Here is a 20990-nt window from a genome sequence, read left to right on the forward strand (position 1 = left end):
CACTTGGGGTTACCCTCAATGCTTCAATGCCTTCGGATCCAGCGCATCTCTAATCGCGTCGCCGATATAGTTGACACTCAGTACCGTGAGCGAGATCGCGAGGCCCGGCCACAAGACGCGGGACGGGTTGATCTGCAGGAAGTTGGCGCCGTCGAACAGTAGACGGCCCCAGGTGGGGAAGTCCGGCGGGAAGCCGAGCCCCAGGAATGAGAGCGCGGACTCGGTGATGATGGCGGTGGCGATGCCGAGCGTCGCCGAGACCATGATCGAAGACATCACATTGGGCAGGATGTGCTTGATGATGATGCGGTGCTCGCGCATGCCGCTCGATTTCGCCGCCAGGATGAATTCCTGGCTCTTGATCGCCAATACGTCGCCGCGCACGATGCGGGCCGTGTGCATCCAGCTGGTGATGCCGATGACGAAGACGATCAGGATGAAGATGCCGGTTTCCGGGCCGAAGGCGGTGCGCAACGTGTCGCGGAACAACATGATGATCACCAGCAGCAGCGGCAGGAGCGGCAGCGCCAGGAAGAGGTCGGTCAGACGCATCAGAGGGCCGTCGAGCTTGCGGGAGTAGCCTGACAAGACCCCGACCAGCGTGCCGACGACCAGGGCCAGCAACATTGCCGCCATGCCGACGGCGAGCGAGATCTGGCCACCGGCGAGAACCTGGGCCAGCATGTCGCGGCCAAGGTTGTCTGTGCCGAAGGGATGCTCCCAGGACGGCCCCTGGTTCTTGGCACGGATGTCGAGTTTCGCCGGATCGATCGTGTGGATGTGAGGGCCGATGAAGACGGCGGCGACGATGAAGACGAAGACGATCAGGCCGGCAACGCCACCCTTGTGGGCGCGGAACTGGCGCCAGAGCATGGGCCAGAAGCTGCCGCTCTGAGGTCTTGTCTGTGGAGCCGGTGCACCGGTCGTCGCGATTGCGGCATCACTCATAGCGGATCCTCGGATCGAGTATGCCGTAGAGAACGTCGGCAATCAGGTTGAAGAGCACGATCAGGATCGCGAAGATGAAGGTCAGGGTCTGCACGAGCGGGATGTCGGCGCCCTGGATCGCAGTGATCAGCAACTGCCCCAGACCATTCACGCGGAAGACCTGCTCGGTGATGATGGCCCCGGAGAAGATCGTGGGAACGCCGAGCGCGATCACAGTCACGACCGGGATCAGGCTGTTGCGCAGGACATGCACGAGCAGCACGATCTTTTCCTTGACGCCCTTGGCACGGGCGGTGCGGACATAATCCATGTTCAGGTTGTCGAGCATGGAGGCGCGCACGAAGCGGCTGATCTGCGAGACGTTGAACAGCGTCAGCACCAGGACGGGCAAGAACATCTGCTTCACCTGGAGCACGAAGCTGTCCCAGCTGTTGACCACCAGTGTGGTATCATAGATCGACGGGAACCACTGGAGCCAGGAGGAGAAGACGACGATCAGCAGGACGCCGGTGAAGAAGGTCGGCACGGAGTAGCCGACCATCGAGACGAAGGTGCCGATCTGGTCGAACCAGGAATACTGGCGATAGGCGGAGATGACGCCGATCGGGATCGCGATCAAAACGCCGAAGAGGTAGGAGAGACCGACGACCCAGAGCGTCTGTGGCAGACGCTGGACGATCAGGTCAACCACGGGGCTGCGGGTCGCCCAGGAAAGCACGCGCATGCGCTCGCCGGAGCCGACGGTGATGCCGGTGATCTGTTCGAAGATGTTCAACGGTTCATTGATGAAGAACTGCTGCAGCCATTTGAAATAGCGAATGATGAAGGGCTGATCGAGGCCCATGGCCAGCCGGATCTGCTCGCGCACTTCGGGCGGAATGGTGAGCGGCAGGTCGCCCAACGGGTCGCTCGGTGCAAGGTCGAGCAGGGCAAAAATTATGAAACTGATGGCCAGTAGCGTCGGGACTGCGAACAGCAGTCGCCGTACGGTGAAGGTAAACATCGGCTGGGCTCCAGACTGTCGGCAAAAATGCGAACGCCGGGCCCGCCCGTGAAGGCAGGCCCGGCGCGAAGGGCATTACTTAGCGCGCGACCAGTCGGCGACGTTCCAGAGTTCCGAATCCCAGGCGTTCATCTTCACGCCAAGCAGCGTGTTGTTGACAGCCGACGGCTGACCGCGATGGATAAGCGGGATCTGGGCGACATCGTTGGAGAGCATGTCGTTCAGCTTTTTGGCGATTTCGGCACGCTTTTCGAGCTCGCCGGTCTGGCCGAGTTCCTTCACAAGCGCATCGTATTCCGGGTTGCAGTAGCGGACGATGTTTTCACCCTGCCAGCCATTGGCCGGGTTCGGGATCTTGTCGCACATCCAGCCCGCCATGTACTTCTCCGGATCCGTGCCGTCGAAGTTGTTGGTGTACATCTGGATGTCGGCCATGAACTTCTGGAAGGTGTCCGGAGAGGCCGGGTCACCGCCGAAGAAGACGGAAGCCGAGATGTTGCGCAGTTCGACGGAAACGCCGATCTGGCTCCACATGTCCTTGACCAATGCCTGGGTGCCCTGACGGACGGAGTTGGTCGAGGTCTGGTAGAGGAAGGATAGCTTGACGCCGTCCTTCTCGCGGACGCCATCCGAGCCCATGACCCAGCCGGCATCGTCGAGCAGCTTGTTTGCGCCTTCGATGTCCTGCTTCAGGCACCAGTCAACCGCGGTGGAGACATAGATATCCGGCGCCGGCAGGATGTTGCAGGTGGGCTGGCCGTTCGGGCCGTAGCCGGCTTCGTCGATGATTTCGCGGTCAATCGCGATCGAGAGCGCGCGGCGAACGGCCGGGTCGGAAAGGGCCGGGTGCGGGCCGGCTTCCTTGGTCGAGCGCTTGTCGCCGAGCGAGGGATCGACGCCGTAAGGGTTGATGTCGATGCGTTCAACCTGCGTGCCGAAGGCGACTTCGATCTTGCCCTTGCCGGCAGTCATCATCTGGTCGAGGATTTCGGGTTCGACCTGCATGTTCCAAGCATAGTCGAATTCGCCGGTCTCGAGAACCGAGCGCGCTGCGGAAGCGGCGTCACCGCCACCCTTCAGCGTGACCGAGGCGAAAGCCGGCTTGGCGGCGTCGCGGTAGTTCGGGTTGGCGGTGAATGTCACGACGTCATTCGGCTTGAATTCGTTGACGACGAAGGGGCCGGTTCCAACAGGGCCAAAGTTGGCGGCCGTGCATTCCGGCGCCTTGGCGCCAAGGCAATCCTTGAACTGGGCTGCCTGGATGAGCGGAGCCTGTGCGCCGACAAAGGCGCTGTAGGGATAGGGCTTGGCATCGGCGAAGGAGACCTTGATGGTGGAGGCGTCAACGGCTTCCACATTGGTCACGCCTTCGAAATAGGCGCCCTGGGCGCAGCCGCCGTCCGGTGCCGTGCAGTATTTCCAGGTGAAGATTGCGTCTTCGGCCGTGACGGCCGAGCCGTCGGACCATTTCAGGTCAGGCTTCAGCTTCCAGGTGATGCTCTTGAAATCGGCTGCTACGCCGCCGTTTTCAACAGTCGGGATCTCCGTGGCCAGCATCGGCACCAGTGCGCCGGTCTCGTCGTAGCGGGCGAGCGGCTCGATGACCATCGAGGCTGCGTAAACTTCCTTGGTTCCCCCCGACAGATACGGGTTCATCGTCGAGACGGCCTGCCAGAAGATGATCTTCAGGTCGCCGTCCGTGCCGCGTTCGGCCATTGCCGGCGCTGCCGTCAGCGCGAAAGCGGCAGCCGACGCCGCCAGCATCATTTTGCGAGTGTTCATGTGCTCATTCCCCATTATTTTTGTTTGCAGGCATGATGGAAGACCGATCTGCCGGCCAGCGATGTGGCCAGCCCATTCGCCAAATGTCAACCACCTATCTTCTTGGTATTGCAGGAAAGTTTTCCAATCTGAGGCGCTCCGCAGAGTCGCGCAATGCGTTCCCGAACAGCCCAGTATCTGTCGGGTTGGCTAAAATTTAGGCCATGTAATCACAAGCCTATTTTCCATGCAAGACGGAATTTTGCGGCTTGCCAAAGCTGCGCATCGCGGCACAGTATGCGCGAAATCCTGCGGGGAACAACGACAAAAAGAGGTTACTTCATGCCAGTGCTCAACCGCGCCAGCGAACTCCAGCCCGAAGTCGCTGAGTGGCGCCGCCATCTGCACCAGAATCCCGAACTCCTGTTCGACGTGCATGGCACAGCGGCCTTCGTGGCCGAGAAGCTCGAGGAATTCGGCTGCGACGTAGTCGAAACGGGGATCGGTCGGACCGGCGTGGTCGCGATCATCAAGGGCAATCGCGGCGATGGGCCGGTCGTCGGCTTCCGTGCCGACATGGATGCACTGCCGATCCACGAAATGTCCGGCAAGGCCTGGGCCTCCAAGACGCCCGGCAAGATGCATGCCTGTGGCCATGACGGCCACACGGCCATGCTGCTCGGTGCGGCCAAATATCTCGCCGAGACCCGCAATTTCCGCGGATCGATCGCCGTGATCTTCCAGCCGGCCGAAGAGGGCGGCGGTGGCGCGCGCGAGATGGTCGCCGATGGCATGATGGAGAAATTCGGCATCCGCCAGGTCTATGGCATGCATAACCATCCCGGCATGGCGGTCGGCACATTTGCCACCAAGAAGGGACCGGTCATGGCCGCTGCCGACCAGTTTGACATCGTGGTGGAAGGCCGAAGCGGTCATGCCGCCCAGCCGCACAAGAGCATTGATCCGGTGTTGGCAGCTTCACAGGTGGTTGTGGCACTGCAGTCGATTGCCGCCCGCGAGACAGATCCGCTTGGCTCAGTGGTTGTCACAGTGACGAAGATCCACGGGGGCGATGCCTATAACGTCATTCCCGATGCCGTAACCTTGTCCGGTACCGTTCGCACGCTGATGCCGGACATGCGCGACATGGCCGAGGCCCGAATCGGCGAGATTGCGTCCGGCGTCGCGATGGCCATGGGGGGCAAGGCGACGCTGCGCTATCACCGCGGTTATCCGGTCACCGTCAACCATGAACCGGAGACCGAGTTCGCGCTCGATATCATGCGCAAGGTGGCCGGGGACCATGCCGTCAGCGATGCCTTCCCGCCGGCGATGGGTGCTGAGGATTTTTCCTACATGCTCGAAGCGCGGCCCGGCTCGTTCGTCTTTATCGGCAATGGCAATACGGCCAACCTGCACAACTCCGCCTATGACTTTAACGACGAGGTGATTCCCTATGGTATCAGCTACTGGGTGACGCTTGCCGAAACGGCACTCGCCGCCTGATTACACGACCACATCTCGACACAGATAAAAACAGGGGAACGGGATATGGCTGTGGTGGAACAGGCAACAGAAGCAAGCAGGGCGCCGGTGCTGTCGGTGCGGGGTCTGACGACCTCGTTCAGGGTCGGCACCGAGTGGCGGTCTGTGGTGCGAAACATGGATCTCGACGTCGCCTCGGGAGAGACCGTGGCGATCGTCGGCGAATCAGGGTCGGGCAAGAGCGTGACCTCGCTGTCGATCATGCGGCTTCTGCCGGAATTGACGAGCCGCATCGCGGGGAGCGTCAAACTGGAGGGGCGCGAGCTTCTGACGCTCGATGCCGAGCAAATGCGCCAGGTGCGCGGCAACCAGATCTCGATGATCTTCCAGGAGCCGATGACCTCGCTCAATCCAATCTTTCCGATCGGCAAGCAGATTGCCGAGGCCATCACGTGCCATCGCGACATCTCCAATGCAGAGGCAAAGACCGAGGTGTTGCGGCTGCTCGACCGCGTCCGTATCCCGAACGCCAAGAACCGCTTCGATGAATATCCGCACCAGTTCTCAGGCGGCATGCGTCAGCGCGTGATGATCGCCATGGCGCTCGCATCCCGGCCGAAGCTGCTGATCGCCGACGAGCCGACCACCGCGCTTGACGTCACCATCCAGGGCCAGATCCTCGACCTGATCAAGACGCTTCAGGACGAGGAGGGCATGGCGGTGCTCTTCATCACCCATGACATGGGTGTGGTGGCCGAAGTGTCGGACCGGACCATCGTCATGTTCCGCGGCGAGGCCGTGGAAACGGGGACGACGGACGACATCTTCAATCGTGGCCAACATCCCTATACGCGCGCATTGCTGTCCGCCGTTCCGAAGCTCGGATCCATGGGCGGGCGGGAGCGGCCGATGCGTTTCCCGGTCATCGATATCAAGACCGGGGCCACGCTGGTGCCGGAGGCGGAAGCCGGAGTTCCGGAAAAAGCGAGCCAACCACTGCTGGAGGTGAAAAACCTCACCACCCGCTTCGACATCCGGTCCGGCCTGTTCGGGCGCAAGAGCGGCGCGGTGCATGCGGTCGAAAACGTCTCCTTCACCCTCAAGCCGGGCGAAACCTTGTCCCTGGTCGGCGAATCGGGTTGCGGCAAGTCCACAACGGGCCGCTCGATCACCCGGCTGGTTGAACCGACTTCGGGTCAGATCACGGTCGACGGTTACAATGTTGGCAGCCTCGACGAGGCTTCGCTCCGGCGCATGCGTCGCAGCATCCAGATGGTCTTCCAGGATCCCTTCGCCAGTCTCGATCCGCGCATGAGCGTAGGGCAGGCGGTGATGGAGCCTTTCGTCGAGCACAAGCTCGGTTCGAAAGCCGAAGCGCGCGACAAGGCCGCAGACCTCCTGGAGCGGGTGGGGCTCTCGGCCGACATGATGCCGCGTTATCCACATGAGTTCTCGGGCGGTCAGCGCCAGCGCATCGCGATTGCCCGCTCGCTGATGCTCGATCCGAAGATCATCGTCGCCGACGAAGCGGTCTCGGCGCTGGACGTGTCGATCAAGGCGCAGGTCTGCAATTTGCTGCTCGATCTGCAGCAGAGCTTCAACCTCGCCTATCTCTTCATCAGCCACGACATGGCAGTCGTGGAGCGGGTCAGCCACCGGGTCGCCGTGATGTATCTCGGCGAGATCGTCGAGATCGGTCCGCGTCAGGCCGTCTTCGACAATCCGCAGCATCCCTACACGAAGAAGCTGATGGCGGCGGTGCCGGTGCCGGATCCGGCGCGACGCAAGCTCAAGCGCAATCTGTCGACCGACGAGATCAAGAGCCCCATTCGGCCCGCGGGCTACCAACCGCCTGCGCGCCAGTACCGGGAGGTGAGCGAGGGGCATCTCGTTCAGGTGTGAGAGACTGTTCCTGCCGGCCTTTTTCCCGTGTTCTTAGGTGGATGCTTATGGGGAGGGCGCGTCGCCGAAGCCGACAAGGGTCACGTGTGCCGTCCAGTCATATTTCGTCGCATCGACGATCTGTGGACGCGGATGGGCAAAGCCGTGGTAGAGCAGGGGGAAACACCGCGTGATGCTTTCGCCCGGCGCCAGAAACTGATTATGACGGAGAGTACCGCGATAGGCGGTGCCGGCTCTTTCCGCCTGTTCTCCGATCAGGTCAAAGGCAATGCGGTTGACCATGTCGCCGGAAGAATTGGTGAGTGTTGCAGCCAGCGGCAGGGCCGGATCAAGGCAAGTCTCGCCGTCGGCTCCGACATCCACTGTGACGGCCGAGACAGCGCCTCTCTGGCTTCTCGACTGATTATCGCTGAAGATCCAGATCACGGTGCCGACGACAGCGATCACGCCGGTCAGCGCGATCGCCCAGGGGCGGCGCCTGAGATAAAGCTCTATCAGCAGCAACGCTACGGCGGCCGTAACGACAAAAGCCATCAGGACAAGCCTGCTTCGATCACATGTTCCATTTCCTAAAGATAAGGTCCGAGACAAGAAAGGCAACCTGGCGCGGCTTGCCTTGGAGTTGCCGCTTGCCTCCGCTAGGCATGCAGCACTAACGTTCCAACCCAGACTCTGACGCAGACAGGTGCATCATGCTGATTTCGCTCTATCAAATGCAGCCGCTTTCCGGCGATGTTCCGGGCAATATCGGCAAGATTGCCCAAGCTGCCATGGCGGCGGCAGAAATGGGCGCGGAGCTTCTTGTCACGCCCGAACTCGGAACCAGTGGATATGCACTCGGTTCGCAGTTCAAGGAAGTGGCGGAAGGGCGCGATGGTTCGATCATCGGCGCTTTGACGGAAATTTCGGCCGATTGCGGGCTTTCGATCTGCGCAGGTTTTCCCGAGCGCGACGGCAATCATGTCTTCAATTCCTCTGTGCTTGTCCGGCCGGACGGCAGCACGGAATTCTACCGCAAGAGCCATCTCTATGGCGAGGGTGAGCGCGCGGCTTTTGTGCCAGGCTCGGAGGCTCCGCACGTCTTCGATCTCAACGGTATCAAGACCGGCATGCTGATCTGCTATGACGTCGAGTTCCCGGAGAATGTCCGCACGCTGGCGCTCGCCGGTGCCGAACTGATCCTGGTGCCGACCGCCCTGCCGGAAGGGATCATTAGCCGACGGGTGGCCGATACGGTGGTGCCGACACGTGCCTTCGAAAACGGCGTCTTCGTCATCTATGCCGATCTCTGCGGCGAGGAGAATGGGCTCACCTATGGCGGTCGGTCGGTCATCCTCGGGCCGGATGGCGACGAGCTGGCGCGAGCCGGCATGCGGGAAACGCTGCTGGTCGCCGAGATCGATCCCGCCGCCTATGACGATGCCAGGGCGCAAAACCCCTATCTCACCGATCGTCGGCCGGGCCTTTATCGCCTCGGCTGAGATTGCGCATTGCAGCGGCAGCTTCGGCCTCCTACATCACGGCTGTTGATGAAGGAGGCCTCCGATGATCTTTGACGCTGCCGTGCTGTCGCTGCGCAATCTTTTTGCCCCGGAGACCCGCACGGTCTTCTGGAAGACACTCGGCCTGACGATCCTCGTTTTGATCGGCCTGTGGTTCGGTCTGCGCGAGACTTTCATCGCCTTCATCATGCCTCTGGTCCAGGGCGTCGTCCCGGAACTGCCGGACTGGGCGGGCTGGCTCACCTTCATCTTCGGCATTCTGGCCAGCATCGGGCTGGCGCTCGGATTGGCACTCTTGCTGTCACCGGTCACGGCGATCATTGCCGGTCTGTTTCTCGATGATGTCGCCGAAGTCGTGGAGAAGCGGGATTATCCCAGCGACCCGCCGGGCAAGGCCATGCCGATGGGACAGGCGATCGTCGCCTCGATCAAGTTCTTCGGCGTGGTCGTCGTCGGCAACCTGATCGCGCTGATGCTGCTCTTCATCCCCGGCATCAACATTCTCGCCTTCTTCCTGGTGAACGGCTATCTGCTCGGCCGGGAATTCTTCGAGTTCGCGGCCATGCGGTTCCGCAGTGTCGAAGAGGCGAAACTTCTGCGTTCCCGCCATTCGGGCACCGTATTCATGGCGGGCCTGGTGATTGCGCTTTTCCTCGCGGTGCCGATCGTCAACCTGCTGACGCCGCTCTTTGCCGCGGGCCTGATGGTGCATCTGCACAAGGCGCTCGCCGCGCGGGACGTGGCTCTCGCCCGTTGAGCCTTATTCGACGGCGCTGATTTCCTGCGGCGGCAGTTCGACCAGCGGGGCCGGTACAACGCAGGTCTTTTCCGGCGATTTGCAGATGTCGGCGATGACGCATTTCTCGCATTCGGGGCGCCTTGCCTTGCAGCAGTAGCGCCCGTGCAGGATCAGCCAGTGATGGGCGTGGAAGAGATATTCTTCGGGGATGATCCGCATCAGGATCTCCTCGATCTCATCAGGCGTCTTGCCGGGTGCGAGCTTGATGCGGTTGCCAATTCTCAGGATATGCGTGTCGACGGCCATTGTGGGTATGCCGAAGGCCATGGACATCACGACGTTTGCGGTCTTGCGGCCCACACCCGGCAGCGTCACCAGTTCCTCGCGGGTGCGCGGCACGACGCTTCCGAAATCGTCGACCAGCTTTTGGCTGAGCGCGATGACGTTCTTCGCCTTGTTGCGGTAAAGCCCGATGGTCTTGATGTAATCGCGGACCTTTTCCTCGCCGAGATCAAGCATCTTTTCCGGTGTGTCGGCCACCTTGAACAGCGCCCGCGTCGCCTTATTTACGCCAGCGTCCGTTGCCTGGGCGGAGAGCGCCACGGCAACGACAAGCGTGAACGGGTTGACGTGTTCCAGCTCGCCCTTGGGCTCCGGCCTCTGGATCGAGAAGCGGCGGAAGATCTCTTCCAATTCGGCCTTTGAATAAGCCGTGCGACGGCGTGTCGCCGGCTTGCGTCGGGTCGCAGGATTTGACTTTTTCAAAGTTTGGGTGCTGGATTTCGGCTTCGCTTCAGTCATGGAAAACCTATAGTCGGGCGTGGTGATGGAAGGCAATCTCGAGCAGGCGGCGGACCAGCCGATTTTCGCAGCGGAACTGACACCCTACCGGTCGCTCGGTCGCAAGGGGTATCGTATCCTCTTTGCCATCACCGGTACCGTGTGTCTCGTCCATGCGATCTTCTTCATGGCGACCGGTGCCTGGCCGATCGGTATCTTCTTCGGCATAGATTTTCTCCTGCTCTACGGTGCCTTCTGGCTGAATTATCGGGCTGCCCGTGCGCGAGAAGAGGTGACGGTGTCTCGGACCAACCTCTCTATCCGAAAATTCACACCCGCCGGACGAATGACCGAACACAGCTTCAAGACGCTTTGGGCGCGGTTTTTCGTGCACCGCCATGATGAGTTTGGCATCACATCGATGGTGGTCAGCGGCGAGGGCCGCGGCACCGATGTCGGCTCCTTCCTCAATCCCGATGATCGCGAGAGTTTCGCCAAGGCCCTCACGGGGGCACTCGCGACGGCCAAGCAGCGGATCTGAGTGCCAGACATTACTGCAAGAAACGGGTGGCGTCGAAGGATTGCTCGTGGTGAAGTCCTGTTCAGATTGAGGATTTCGCCATGACGCTTGCGCAACAAATCAACCTTTCCGGCTCCACCGACATCACGCCGTCAGGTTCGGACTATGAGACCGTGCGGCAGGTAATCGAGATGCTGACGCTCGACTACCAGAGCCAACCATCGCTGGAGGTGATCGCCGAGCGGCTGGGCCAGTCGCCGACGCAGTTGCAGAAGACGTTCACCCGCTGGGCGGGCCTTAGTCCGAAGGCCTTCCTGCAGGCCGTCACTCTCGATCATGCCAAGCGGCTGCTGGGTCGCGAGGAACTGCCACTGCTCGAGACATCTTTCGAGCTCGGCCTCTCCGGCCCGGGACGCCTGCATGATCTCTTCGTCACGCATGAGGCGATGAGCCCCGGGGAATGGAAGGCGCGCGGCGCCGGCCTCACTATTCGCTATGGCTACCACCCTTCGCCGTTCGGGCTGGCGCTTGTCATGATCACCGAGCGCGGGCTGGCGGGGCTCGCCTTTGCCGATGCGGGCGGCGAGGTTGCCTGTTTCGACGACATGGCGCAGCGCTGGCCGAATGCGCGTTATGTCGAGGACGTGGATGCGACCGCACCCTATGCGGCGCGCGTCTTTCACCCTGAGCGGTGGTCGTCGGAGGAACCCTTGCGCGTCGTGCTGATCGGCTCGGACTTCCAGATCCGCGTCTGGGAGAGCCTTCTCCAGATCCCGCTTGGCAAGGCCGTCACCTATTCCGACATTGCCCAAAAGATCGGTCAGCCGACCGCGAGCCGTGCCGTGGGGGCTGCCGTCGGACGCAACCCGATCTCGTTTGTCGTGCCCTGCCACCGGGCACTCGGCAAGAGCGGCGCGCTGACCGGCTATCACTGGGGGCTGACGCGCAAGCGGGCGATGCTCGGCTGGGAGGCGGGGAAGGGGTGAAGCGCGATGCTTTTCTGATGGCTGCTTCTGTGAGAGACTGAGCCATGCGCAACACGGTTCAAATCCCTGAAGACATTAGCCGACGGATCGACAGTCTCGTCGAGCGGAGCAATCTGTCCCGCGATCAGATCGTCGAGGATGCGCTTTCTCAGGGGCGCTCGCTTGCCTGGCAGGAGCAGTGGCTGTCTGGTGTGACGGAAGGGCTGGCGGAAGCCGAGCGCGGCGAATTCGCCAGCGAGGCGGAGATCGAGGCGGTCTTGAACAAGTTCGGCTCTCCGTGAAACCATGCGTATCGTCTGGACGCGGCGGTATCTTCGAGAGCTCGCGGCCATCGGCGACTACCTCGGCGAGCGCAACCCTGCTGCCGCCGCGCGCATTGTGCGGTCAATTCACGGGCGGACGCTGGGCCTTTTGACGCAAAATGCTTTCCTGGGACGGCGCGGCGAGATTGAAGGAACCCGCGAACTGGTACTCGCCGATCTTGGATACATCGTCGCCTACCGGGTGAGGGACGAACAGGTCGAAAGCCTTTTCGTTCAGCATGGCGCCCGAGCTTGGCCGGAGCAGCTCTAGCCCGCCAGCCCCAGCAACTCCCGCGCCGCCGCCTCGTCGGTAATCAGCGTATTACACCCGATCCGCCGGATCGTCGCCCTGATGGCCTTGGCGCGATGCGCGCCGCCCGAAGACAGCACGATGTGCTTGGCCTTTTTCAGCGTGTCCAAATCGACCGACATCACCCGCTCGTTGATCGGATGGGCGACCGAGTTCCCGTCGGCATCCAGAAAGTTGAACATGGTGTCGCAGACGCAGCCCGCGTCGACCAGCTCTATCAGGGTCTGCTGGCTGATGAAGCCCTCGGAGAGCGAGGTGGAATGCGGGCCGATGTCGCCGCAGGAGACGATGGCGAGGTCGAGGTTCTCGGCAAGGTCGTAGATCGCCTTCAACCCGCATTCCTCGATCAGCGCCCGTTTGGTCGTAACCGAATCAACCAGCAGTGGTGCAAGGAACATGTAGCATTCGGCGCCGAGCTGGCTTGCCAGCCGCCAAGTATAGTCGATCGGGTTGGTCTGGCGTACTGCGACGATGCCGCCGAGCAGCGAGACCACCTTGCAGTTCTCCCGGCCGGGCGACCGGAAACCGGCGAGCGAAGCCGTCATTGTGCGGCCCCAGCCGACGCCGATCGTCATGTCGTTGGTGATGGCTTCGGTCAGGAACTGGCCGAGGGCGAGACCGACGGCTTTGGCGATCGAGGTGGCATCCTGGCTGTCCGGCGAGGGCACGACCACGGCCTCGTCGAGGCCGTAGGCCTTCTCCAGCCGCACGGCGAGATCAACGCAGTCGGCGACGCCATCGCTGATCCAGATCTGGACCTCTGCTCGCTTTCGGGCTTCCTCCAGCATGCGGATGACCGTCGAACGACTGATGCCGAGACGGTCGGCCACATCCTTCTGAGTCAGGCCCTCGTTATAATAGAGCCAGGCGGCACGGATGCGCAGCGCGGCTGCGTCCGAAAGGGTGGTGTGGGTCTCGCGTCGGAGCTTGGCCAAGATCTCTCTCGAATGGGGAACTTCCAGCGGGCACTATCCGTTCTCATGGTACTTATGTCAAATTCAAAGGACATATGTCTTGACTTTACCGTCTGCGGATGGCGATAGTCCGGGCAACGAGACCGGCGTGCAAATGCCGGTCCCCAACTCTTTTCGCGCAGCCGAAGGATAACCCGATGACCTCGAAACTCGAACAGCTTCGTTCCATGACGACCGTCGTCGCCGATACCGGTGACATCGAGGCCGTCCGCCGTCTGAAGCCTGTCGATTGCACAACCAATCCGTCGATAGTTCTGAAGGCGCTCGGCACCGACGCGTTCCAGGATGCGTTTCAGGAAGCCATCACCTGGGGCAAGGCCAAGGGTGGCCAGGATCATGCCGTTATCGGCGCGATTGCCGACCGCATGGCAATTTCCGTCGGTGCTGCCTTGGCCGAACTGGTTCCGGGCCGCGTATCGACCGAAGTCGACGCCGACCTCTCCTTCGACACCAAGGCATCGATCGACAAGGCCCACCAGATCATCGCCGGCTATAAGGAGCGCGGCATCGAGAAGGATCGCATCCTGATCAAGCTCGCCTCGACCTGGGAAGGCATTCGCGCTGCCGAAGTGTTGCAGAAGGAAGGCATCGACTGCAATCTGACGCTGCTCTTCTCCAAGGCCCAGGCGATTGCCTGCGCCGAAGCCAAGGTCTTCCTCATCTCGCCCTTCGTCGGCCGTATCCTCGACTGGTACAAAAAGTCGACCGGTGAGGACTACACGTCCGAAACCGATCCGGGCGTCGTCTCGGTGCGCTCGATCTACAACTACTACAAGGCGAACGGCATCGGCACGATCGTCATGGGCGCCTCGTTCCGCAATGCCGGCGAAATCGAAGCGCTTGCCGGTTGCGACCGCCTGACCATCAGCCCGCAGCTGCTCGACGAGCTGAACGCGGACCAGGGCGCGCTCGCCCGTGCGCTGTCGCCGGATACGGTCAAGGCCGAGCCGCATGTCTCGCTCGACGAGAAGGCCTTCCGCTGGGCGATGAACCAGGATGCGATGGCGACTGATAAGCTCGCCGAAGGCATTCGCGGGTTTGCCAAGGATATGGATACGCTGCGTGGCCAGATCGCCGAGGCACTGGCTGCCTGATCAGGGAGCCGATCCGATACTCCGGAGTTGGGAAATGGCCGTGGCGCAAGCTGCGGCCATTTTTCATGTGTTCCAGACTGCTGGTACGCATCCAGGGAGGAAGACCATGGCGATCATGACCGGCGGTTGCACCTGCGGCAAAGTGCGGTTCGAAGCGCAGGGCGAGCCGGGTCGCGTCGACATCTGCCACTGTCTCGACTGCCGCAAATACCATGGAGCCCCGTTCCACGCTTCAGCTATCTATCGCGATCATCAGGTGACGATCACCCGTGAGGCGCAGCTGTATGACGGCCGCTATTTCTCCGACCTGCGGCTCGCGGGTCTTCAATCAGAGCGGCGAGGAGGTGGACGTGAAACTCGGATCGTTCGACGACATCAATGAGTTTCAGCCGAGCTGCGAGCTTTGGACGATCCGGCATGAGGACTGGCGGCCGGCATTTCCGGTGGCGCACCAATACGAGCGGGGCCGGCCGGAAGAGGGGCGCGGGGAAGAGTGAAGCACGGGTCTCTTCGCGATCAAGATGAGGGAAAGTTGTGCGGTTCGCCTGCTGCGGCAGCATCGCATCAATCGCGGGTAAAGCATGTTTGATCCGACTCTGGGCTGCAGAAAATTCTGCCTTAATGATTGACGAAGGGTTAATTTCTGCGCCATATCACACGAATGACACGCCTCAGAATCTGCATCGGATTCGCCGGGGCGAGGGGCGGGATTTTCCGGCTGGGGTCATTTTGATGGCGAGGGAAGCAGAGATCAACTCTGCTGCATGATGCCCAATCCAACGCCAGGCTCTGCAGAGCCATGTTTTCACTGAGATTGCGTCCGCAACAGTACTGCCAGATGTCGCCCGTTCTTCTACGCGCGCCTCGCAGGAACCGCGGGGCCATCGAGTCACCCTAAGGGGAGGCACGAGCCCTTTGTTTGGCCGCATTGCGTTTTTTTTGAACAACAAGTCATTAGGGCGGGCGTTGATGGCTACGATTATTCCTTCGGTGAGTATCAGTCAGATCAGGACGCTGGCGACCTCGGCCATAGCGGCATTTACCAGCGAAGACGTCAATGCGCTCAGCTCCGCGCAGATCGCCGCATTGTCGTCGAAGCAGATTTCTGCCTTCCAGACAGACGATTTTGATGGGCTTTCATCCAGTCAGCTGCGTGCGGTCTCGGTCGCTGCGGTGCGCGGCTTGACCATCGATCAGCTCGCTGTCATCGACAGTGCCAAGATCATCGGGCTCCAGAGCCGTCAGCTGGGTGCGCTTTCTTCCGCCCAGATTAGAGCGCTTTCGCCCGAACAGTTCGATGCCCTGTCGACGTCCCAGCTGGCAGCGCTGACCAGCGTGGCGCTTGCCAGTCTCGAAACGGAGGATATCGCGACCCTTACCTCCACAGAGCTTTCCGCTCTGTCCACGCGCGCTCTATCCGGTCTGTCCTCAGCCAATTTCGCCGTGCTCACAAGCAGTCAGCTCTCCGGGCTGACCACAGCTCAGATCGCGTCTCTGTCCACCACTGTGATTGCTGGCCTGACCAGTGGCCAGATCGACGGTCTCTCCGCGCTGCAGGTCTCGGGTCTAACCTCGCGCCAGATTCCGGTGCTGACCACGCATGTAATCGCCTCCTTCGATACTGACCAGATTGCCGCCCTGAAGAGCAGTGCGGTGGCGGCTCTGTCGTCGGGACAGGTGGCAGCACTTTCGACGCAGCAGGTCGAGGTGTTGACGACCGGCCAGCTTGCCGCGCTCACTTCCGCCGGGATCAAAGGCCTCGGTTCTGATGATATGGATGTGCTGTCTGCGGATGATGTCGCCGCTATCGCGACGCGAAGCCTGGCTGGCCTTTCGGTCGACGTCTTTGCGTCACTCGGTTCCGAACAACTTACAAGCCTGGCCTCAGGCAAAATCGCTGCCTTGACCACGGCGCAGATCGCATCCCTGACTTCGGACCAGGTCAATGGTCTGACCCCCGCCCAGCTTTCCGGTCTGTCGAGCGCTCAAGTGAACGCGCTCAACTCTGGTACACTGCTTTCGTTCAGCACACTGCAGATTAGCGGCCTGTCCACTCGCGTGATCGCCATGCTGGGGTCAGCCAAGATCGCTGCGCTCGACAGCGCGCAGGTCGCTGCTCTCTCGACCTTGCAGATTGCCGCCCTGTCCTCGGCGGGCGTGGCCGGGCTCGGTATCGATGATCTCGCGACCTTTTCCTCGACCGAATTTGCAGCCCTGAATTCTCGTGCGCTGCAGGGGCTGTCCGCAGTCCAGATCGCAAGCCTGCTAACGGCTCAGCTGAGTGCTCTTTCCACCGGTCAGATCGCGAGCCTGAAGACCGCTCAAGTGGCTGCGCTCGACAGCAATCAGATCGGCGCTTTGAGTACCGGCCAGATCGCGGCGCTTAACTCCGCTCAGGTTGTTGCACTCGGCAGCGTCAATATCACCACGCTTTCGACAGAGCAGGTGGCAGCACTGAACAGCCGCGCCGTCGGTGCGCTTACCAGCGCACAACTCGATGCGATGACGAGCGACCAGATCGAGGCGCTGACGTCCGCACAGATTGCAGCCCTGTCGTCGAGTGACGTCGCGGCTCTGTCGTCCGGCGACCTGGAAACGTTCTCCACCATCGAGTTTGCCGCACTCAGTTCCACCGCCATCACTGGCATCTCCACGGCTGTCATTGGTAACCTCTCGACCACGCTGATTGCCGCGATGAACACGCGCGCCGTTGCAGCACTCAGTTCAGCGCAGATTGCCGCCATGACCTCGGCGCAGATCGCCGTCCTGTCGAGCGCCCAGATTGCAGCACTGTCTTCGACTTCGGTCGCCGCGCTCGGGGCCGATGACCTCTCGACCTTCGAGTCTGTCGACATTGCCGCCCTGCAGCCCCGTTCGCTCGCGGCACTGACGACCAGCGCGTTCGCCGCATTGACCTCAAGCCAGCTCATTGCACTTACCTCGGCCCAGATTGCAGCCCTTTCGGCCGCCATTGTCGGGTCGCTGAGCACCAGTCAGCTGGATTCCTTCACCACGGACCAGATCGCGATCATGTCTTCTGGCCAGATCGCGGCGCTTTCGAATGATGCCCTTGCGTCGCTCGACACGGCGCAGATCAGGTCGATTAGTACCCGTGGCATCGCAGCTCTGACGTCACAACAGGTGGCTGCCCTGAGCACGGCGACGTTCGATGCCCTGACATCCGCGCAATTGGGTGCGCTGAGTTCCTCGGCTATCCGCGCCCTGACGGTCGGCGCTGTCGGGACCCTGACGTCTTCCGAGATCGCCGACCTGCCCTCCCGTGTTATCGGGGCGCTTTCGACCAGCGGCATAGCGGCTCTCACATCTGACCAGATTTCCAGCCTGACCGGCGTCCAGGTTGCTGCCCTGACAACGGCGCAAATCGATGTCCTGACCAGCGATCAGATCGACGCCCTTTCCACGGAAGCCGTCGCCGGCCTCACCAGCACCCAGCTTCGGTCGCTGACGCCCGAGCAGTTCGGTTCTCTGTCCACCGACCAGATGCAATCCTTAAGCACGCGTGCACTCGCTGACCTTGGCAGCACTCTCTGGGCTGCGGTCGCCACTGCGGAATTTGCGGCCCTTTCGACCTCGCAGCTGGCAGCGCTCGGCAGCGCGGCGCTCGGTAGTGCCCAGCTCGATACGCTAACCTCTTCGGAACTCGCTGTACTGAGCACCCGGACCATTGCCTCCATCACACCAACATCTTTCACGACACTTGATACCGCCCAGCTCGCGGGGCTCACATCCGCGCAGGCCGCAGCGCTGACCACGGCGCAGATCGCCGGCCTGACCAGCGCGCATTTTGAAGGTATGACGGCTGCCGCAATCGGTGCTCTGACCAGTACGCAACTGCGGGCACTCACGACGGATACATTCGGCTCGCTCTCCACAAGCCAGGTGGCCGCGATCAACACCCGTGCCTTTGCTGGCCTCGAGTCCGCGCAGATAACGGCGTTGTCCTCCGAGCAGATCGGTTCTCTGACCACAGCCCTGTTGGCATCGCTCTCCAGTGGGGCTATCGCCGGCCTCACGACAGAAGACCTTGATGTGCTCGAATCGACCGACATCGCCGCCATCAGTTCGCGAGCGATTGCGGGACTGTCGACTGCGAATATCGCAGCCCTCGACAGCGCTCAGCTTGGCGGATTGACCACGGCGCAGGTGAGTTCGCTGACGACAGCTCAGGTCCGGGCCCTCACGTCGGACCAAATCGTCAGCTTCTCGAGCGGCCAGTTTTCAGCTCTGACGTCTGCGCAAATCCGCAACCTGTCGACTAACAGCATCGTCGCATTGGGCACTGATCAAGTCGCCGCGTTGAACTCGCGGATTATCGGTGCGCTGTCCACCGAGCAACTTGTTGCCATGACCACGGCACAGATCGAGGCTCTGACCCCTGCTCAGGTTGGCGCCCTCGGTTCGGCCGCGATCCGTGCCCTCGAAGGTGCAGACCTGCAGCTCTTCTCCACGGAAGACATAGCCGCCATTGGCACGTCGGCAATTTCCGGCCTGTCGACCGATGATATCGATGATCTCAGCACCGCCCAACTCCTTGCTTTGACGGCTCCGCAGGTTCAGGCAATGAACGACGCCCAGCTGGCGGCGGTGATCGCTGCTTATCAGGAGATCTGAGCCAGTAGATCAGGAATTGCCGCTCAGGGCCTTCTCGGCCTCGGGAAGGGATCGATGATGATCTCCGGTTCGAAGGACGGATTTCGCACGTCGTCCGGCGGCGCGAAGCCGCTTTCCTCGAGCAAAAACCGTCCATCGACCCAGCCTGAAATGCGGGGACGGTAGACGGTGGCTATGCGGCACCAGTAGCCGCCACGACTGTCCTTGCAAGAGAGGCGTTCGATCGGCTGGCCCTCGTCGAGCGCGTGGATGACCCGGAAATTCGGTCCGGCGCCGGAATAGACGGCAAGGCGCTGGCCAGGGGGCAGGCCGCGGACATGCCAGAGATAGGTGTCCATCAGCGCTCCGCCGCCATCGAGGTTTGGAGCGGGGATGACTAGCGGTTCCTGAGCATGCGCGACCAAGTTGGCACCTGCCATCCAGGCGAATGCAGTCAGGATCATCATCGTGGCGCGGTGGTGCATGCGGGGCTCCCTGAAGTGCTCAGCACCATACCGGCGGCGGCGTGATGCCGCTACCGCTTTGCTGTGTCAGGGTAAATGCCAACAGCCAAAAGGGAAGGGGCCACCGAGATGCCCCCTTCCCCTCATCGCCTGCAGGCCCCTGCTAAGCTCAATGCGCAATCATCACATGGCGGACGGTCGTGTAGTCTTCCAGCGCATAGACCGACATGTCCTTGCCATAACCCGACTGCTTCATGCCGCCATGGGGCATTTCGTTGCAGAGCATGAAGTGGGTGTTGATCCAGGTGCAGCCGTAACGCAGCTTGGCGGCAGTCTGCATGGCGCGAGAGATGTCCTTGGTCCAGACGGATGAGGCAAGGCCGTAGTCGCTGTCATTTGCCCAGGCGACGGCCTGTTCGGCTTCGGTGAAGCGGGTGACGGAGACGACGGGGCCGAAGACTTCGCGGCGGACGATCTCGTCGTCTTGCGTTGCGCCGGCAATGACTGTTGGCGTGTAGAAGAAGCCCTTGTCGGAGCCAAGCTTGCCGCCGGTCACGACTTCCATGTGCTTGTGTTCGGCGGCCCGGGTGACGAAGCTTTCAACGCGGTCGCGCTGGCGCTTTGAGATCAGCGGGCCAATCTCGTTTTCAGCATCGTCGGCCTGGTTGAACTTGATCGTGGAGACGGCGCTCGCGAGATCGGCAACGAAGCGGTCGTAGATCTTGTCGGCGGCGTAAATGCGGCAGGCGGCGGTGCAGTCCTGGCCGGCATTGTAATAGCCGAAGGTGCGGATGGCTGAGACGACGGCGTCGATATCGGCATCGTCATGGACGATGACCGGGGCCTTGCCGCCGAGTTCCAGGTGCGTGCGCTTCACCGTCTTGGCGGCTGCCGTCATGATCTTCTTGCCGGTGGCGATATCGCCGGTGATCGACAGCATCTGGATTTTTGGATTGTTGATCAGAGCGTTGCCGACGCTCTCGCCGCGGCCGAGAATGACATTGACCACGCCTTCGGGCAGGATGTCGGCCATGACCTTAGCGAGCTTGAGCGCCGTCAGCGGCGTCTGCTCGGAGGGCTTGAAGACGATGGTGTTGCCGCCGGCCAGCGCCGGTGCGAGCTTCCAGGCCATCATCATCAGCGGGTAATTCCAGGGCGCAATCGAGCCGATGACGCCCACGGCATCGCGGCGGATCATCGAGGTGAAGCCTGGCAGGTATTCGCCGGAGACCGGGGCCTGCAGCGTGCGGATTGCACCGGCAAAGAAGCGGTAGCAATCGACGATCGCCGGGATTTCATCGTTCAGAACGGCGTTGATCGGCTTGCCGCAGTTGAGGCTTTCCAACGCTGCGAAGGCGGCTGCGTCTTTTTCGATCGCGTCGGCGATCGCCAGCAGGTAGCCGGCGCGCTGGCCGGGCGTCGTCTGCGACCAGGAAACGAAGGCGCCTTCGGCAGCGTCAACGGCCGCCTCGACCTGAGCGAGCGAGGCTTCGGGGAGATCGACGATCAATTCGCCGGTCTTGGGGTTCAGGATCTTCTCGTCCGTCTCTGTGCCGGCTTCGAACTTGGCGCCGATCAGCATCTGGGTGTCCATGTCGTTCTCCCTTGT

At 61.6% G+C, this 20990-nt stretch carries 19 protein-coding genes; 11 read left to right on the forward strand and 8 right to left on the reverse strand.

Features of this window, described 5'->3' with window-relative positions; translation table 11 throughout:
• Positions 1–15 precede the first annotated feature (15 nt).
• From SJY08_RS01960 to SJY08_RS01970, 3 genes are all read right to left on the reverse strand, one after another.
• Positions 16–948, reverse strand: coding sequence for an ABC transporter permease (locus SJY08_RS01960; RefSeq protein WP_377274514.1), 933 nt, complete (start codon positions 946–948; stop codon positions 16–18).
• Positions 941–1951 (reverse strand): ABC transporter permease, encoded by a 1011-nt coding sequence (locus SJY08_RS01965; protein ID WP_054147968.1) that lies wholly within the window; start codon positions 1949–1951, stop codon positions 941–943. Before SJY08_RS01965 ends, SJY08_RS01960 begins: the two co-directional genes overlap by 8 nt.
• Before the next feature lie 75 nt (positions 1952–2026).
• Positions 2027–3733 carry a peptide ABC transporter substrate-binding protein gene (locus SJY08_RS01970; protein ID WP_377274517.1) on the reverse strand — a complete coding sequence of 569 codons (1707 nt, stop codon included), beginning with the start codon at positions 3731–3733 and terminating at the stop codon, positions 2027–2029.
• Positions 3734–4054: 321 nt separating this feature from the next.
• On the opposite strand from SJY08_RS01970, the gene SJY08_RS01975 reads away from it, so the two are divergent.
• Both SJY08_RS01975 and SJY08_RS01980 read left to right on the forward strand, forming a co-directional pair.
• Positions 4055–5218 (forward strand): M20 aminoacylase family protein, encoded by a 1164-nt coding sequence (locus SJY08_RS01975; RefSeq protein ID WP_377274519.1) that lies wholly within the window; start codon positions 4055–4057, stop codon positions 5216–5218.
• Positions 5219–5263: 45 nt separating this feature from the next.
• Positions 5264–7099, forward strand: coding sequence for an ABC transporter ATP-binding protein (locus tag SJY08_RS01980; RefSeq protein ID WP_069043351.1), 1836 nt, complete (start codon positions 5264–5266; stop codon positions 7097–7099).
• 45 nt (positions 7100–7144) lie between these two features.
• Here the strand turns inward: SJY08_RS01980 and SJY08_RS01985 are convergent, their stop codons facing one another.
• The gene (locus SJY08_RS01985) at positions 7145–7633 is read right to left on the reverse strand and encodes a hypothetical protein (protein ID WP_377274521.1); all 489 of its coding nucleotides are present in this window, start codon (positions 7631–7633) and stop codon (positions 7145–7147) included.
• Positions 7634–7791: 158 nt separating this feature from the next.
• Here SJY08_RS01985 and SJY08_RS01990 point away from each other — a divergent pair, with 158 nt between their 5' ends.
• Complete coding sequence (locus tag SJY08_RS01990; RefSeq protein WP_377274523.1) at positions 7792–8580, forward strand: carbon-nitrogen hydrolase family protein; 789 nt, start codon at positions 7792–7794, stop codon at positions 8578–8580.
• Positions 8581–8644: 64 nt separating this feature from the next.
• The gene (locus tag SJY08_RS01995; protein WP_054147974.1) at positions 8645–9358 is read left to right on the forward strand and encodes a sulfate transporter family protein; all 714 of its coding nucleotides are present in this window, start codon (positions 8645–8647) and stop codon (positions 9356–9358) included.
• A gap of 3 nt (positions 9359–9361) precedes the next feature.
• Here SJY08_RS01995 and nth read toward each other — a convergent pair whose 3' ends face one another.
• A complete protein-coding gene (gene nth, locus SJY08_RS02000) occupies positions 9362–10141 on the reverse strand; it encodes an endonuclease III (RefSeq protein WP_377274526.1) in 780 nt (259 codons plus the stop codon).
• Between the two features lie 25 nt (positions 10142–10166).
• Between nth and SJY08_RS02005 the strand changes: the two genes are divergently transcribed.
• From SJY08_RS02005 to SJY08_RS02020, 4 genes are all read left to right on the forward strand, one after another.
• A complete protein-coding gene (locus SJY08_RS02005; RefSeq protein WP_377274528.1) occupies positions 10167–10661 on the forward strand; it encodes a DUF2244 domain-containing protein in 495 nt (164 codons plus the stop codon).
• An 80-nt stretch (positions 10662–10741) separates the two neighbouring features.
• Complete coding sequence (locus tag SJY08_RS02010) at positions 10742–11626, forward strand: bifunctional helix-turn-helix domain-containing protein/methylated-DNA--[protein]-cysteine S-methyltransferase (protein WP_054147977.1); 885 nt, start codon at positions 10742–10744, stop codon at positions 11624–11626.
• Between the two features lie 44 nt (positions 11627–11670).
• The gene (locus SJY08_RS02015) at positions 11671–11907 is read left to right on the forward strand and encodes a CopG family ribbon-helix-helix protein (RefSeq protein ID WP_377274530.1); all 237 of its coding nucleotides are present in this window, start codon (positions 11671–11673) and stop codon (positions 11905–11907) included.
• Between the two features lie 4 nt (positions 11908–11911).
• On the forward strand, positions 11912–12199 hold the full coding sequence (locus SJY08_RS02020; protein ID WP_377274532.1) for a type II toxin-antitoxin system RelE/ParE family toxin: 288 nt from the start codon (positions 11912–11914) through the stop codon (positions 12197–12199).
• On the opposite strand, the gene SJY08_RS02025 is transcribed toward SJY08_RS02020, so the two are convergent.
• On the reverse strand, positions 12196–13173 hold the full coding sequence (locus tag SJY08_RS02025; protein WP_377274534.1) for a sugar-binding transcriptional regulator: 978 nt from the start codon (positions 13171–13173) through the stop codon (positions 12196–12198). The two genes, SJY08_RS02020 and SJY08_RS02025, sit on opposite strands and share 4 nt — an antisense overlap.
• Before the next feature lie 176 nt (positions 13174–13349).
• Between SJY08_RS02025 and tal the strand changes: the two genes are divergently transcribed.
• The 3 genes from tal (at position 13350) to SJY08_RS02040 (ending at position 18938) form a co-directional block, all read left to right on the forward strand.
• On the forward strand, positions 13350–14306 hold the full coding sequence (gene tal / locus SJY08_RS02030; RefSeq protein ID WP_377274536.1) for a transaldolase: 957 nt from the start codon (positions 13350–13352) through the stop codon (positions 14304–14306).
• A gap of 106 nt (positions 14307–14412) precedes the next feature.
• Complete coding sequence (locus SJY08_RS02035) at positions 14413–14688, forward strand: GFA family protein (protein WP_377274538.1); 276 nt, start codon at positions 14413–14415, stop codon at positions 14686–14688.
• A 587-nt stretch (positions 14689–15275) separates the two neighbouring features.
• Positions 15276–18938, forward strand: a complete 3663-nt coding sequence (locus SJY08_RS02040; RefSeq protein ID WP_377274540.1) for a beta strand repeat-containing protein — start codon at positions 15276–15278, stop codon at positions 18936–18938.
• 23 nt (positions 18939–18961) lie between these two features.
• On the opposite strand, the gene SJY08_RS02045 is transcribed toward SJY08_RS02040, so the two are convergent.
• Positions 18962–19402: an SH3 domain-containing protein gene (locus SJY08_RS02045; RefSeq protein ID WP_377274543.1), complete on the reverse strand. Its 441-nt coding sequence runs from the start codon at positions 19400–19402 to the stop codon at positions 18962–18964.
• 148 nt (positions 19403–19550) lie between these two features.
• Entirely contained in the window at positions 19551–20975 is a 1425-nt protein-coding gene (locus tag SJY08_RS02050; protein ID WP_377274545.1) for a gamma-aminobutyraldehyde dehydrogenase, read from the reverse strand.
• Positions 20976–20990: the final 15 nt, after the last annotated feature.

The sequence above is a fragment of the Rhizobium sp. R86522 genome (assembly GCF_042466255.1).
Lineage (GTDB): Bacteria > Pseudomonadota > Alphaproteobacteria > Rhizobiales > Rhizobiaceae > Allorhizobium.

Coding starts and splice junctions, on each gene's coding strand:
- SJY08_RS01960 (WP_377274514.1), bottom strand. CDS start 948: ATGAGTGATGCCGCAATCGCGACGACCGGTGCACCGGCTCCACAGACA.
- SJY08_RS01965 (WP_054147968.1), bottom strand. CDS start 1,951: ATGTTTACCTTCACCGTACGGCGACTGCTGTTCGCAGTCCCGACGCTA.
- SJY08_RS01970 (WP_377274517.1), bottom strand. CDS start 3,733: ATGAACACTCGCAAAATGATGCTGGCGGCGTCGGCTGCCGCTTTCGCG.
- SJY08_RS01975 (WP_377274519.1), top strand. CDS start 4,055: ATGCCAGTGCTCAACCGCGCCAGCGAACTCCAGCCCGAAGTCGCTGAG.
- SJY08_RS01980 (WP_069043351.1), top strand. CDS start 5,264: ATGGCTGTGGTGGAACAGGCAACAGAAGCAAGCAGGGCGCCGGTGCTG.
- SJY08_RS01985 (WP_377274521.1), bottom strand. CDS start 7,633: ATGGCTTTTGTCGTTACGGCCGCCGTAGCGTTGCTGCTGATAGAGCTT.
- SJY08_RS01990 (WP_377274523.1), top strand. CDS start 7,792: ATGCTGATTTCGCTCTATCAAATGCAGCCGCTTTCCGGCGATGTTCCG.
- SJY08_RS01995 (WP_054147974.1), top strand. CDS start 8,645: ATGATCTTTGACGCTGCCGTGCTGTCGCTGCGCAATCTTTTTGCCCCG.
- nth (WP_377274526.1), bottom strand. CDS start 10,141: ATGACTGAAGCGAAGCCGAAATCCAGCACCCAAACTTTGAAAAAGTCA.
- SJY08_RS02005 (WP_377274528.1), top strand. CDS start 10,167: ATGGAAGGCAATCTCGAGCAGGCGGCGGACCAGCCGATTTTCGCAGCG.
- SJY08_RS02010 (WP_054147977.1), top strand. CDS start 10,742: ATGACGCTTGCGCAACAAATCAACCTTTCCGGCTCCACCGACATCACG.
- SJY08_RS02015 (WP_377274530.1), top strand. CDS start 11,671: ATGCGCAACACGGTTCAAATCCCTGAAGACATTAGCCGACGGATCGAC.
- SJY08_RS02020 (WP_377274532.1), top strand. CDS start 11,912: ATGCGTATCGTCTGGACGCGGCGGTATCTTCGAGAGCTCGCGGCCATC.
- tal (WP_377274536.1), top strand. CDS start 13,350: ATGACCTCGAAACTCGAACAGCTTCGTTCCATGACGACCGTCGTCGCC.
- SJY08_RS02035 (WP_377274538.1), top strand. CDS start 14,413: ATGGCGATCATGACCGGCGGTTGCACCTGCGGCAAAGTGCGGTTCGAA.
- SJY08_RS02040 (WP_377274540.1), top strand. CDS start 15,276: ATGGCTACGATTATTCCTTCGGTGAGTATCAGTCAGATCAGGACGCTG.
- SJY08_RS02045 (WP_377274543.1), bottom strand. CDS start 19,402: ATGCACCACCGCGCCACGATGATGATCCTGACTGCATTCGCCTGGATG.
- SJY08_RS02050 (WP_377274545.1), bottom strand. CDS start 20,975: ATGGACACCCAGATGCTGATCGGCGCCAAGTTCGAAGCCGGCACAGAG.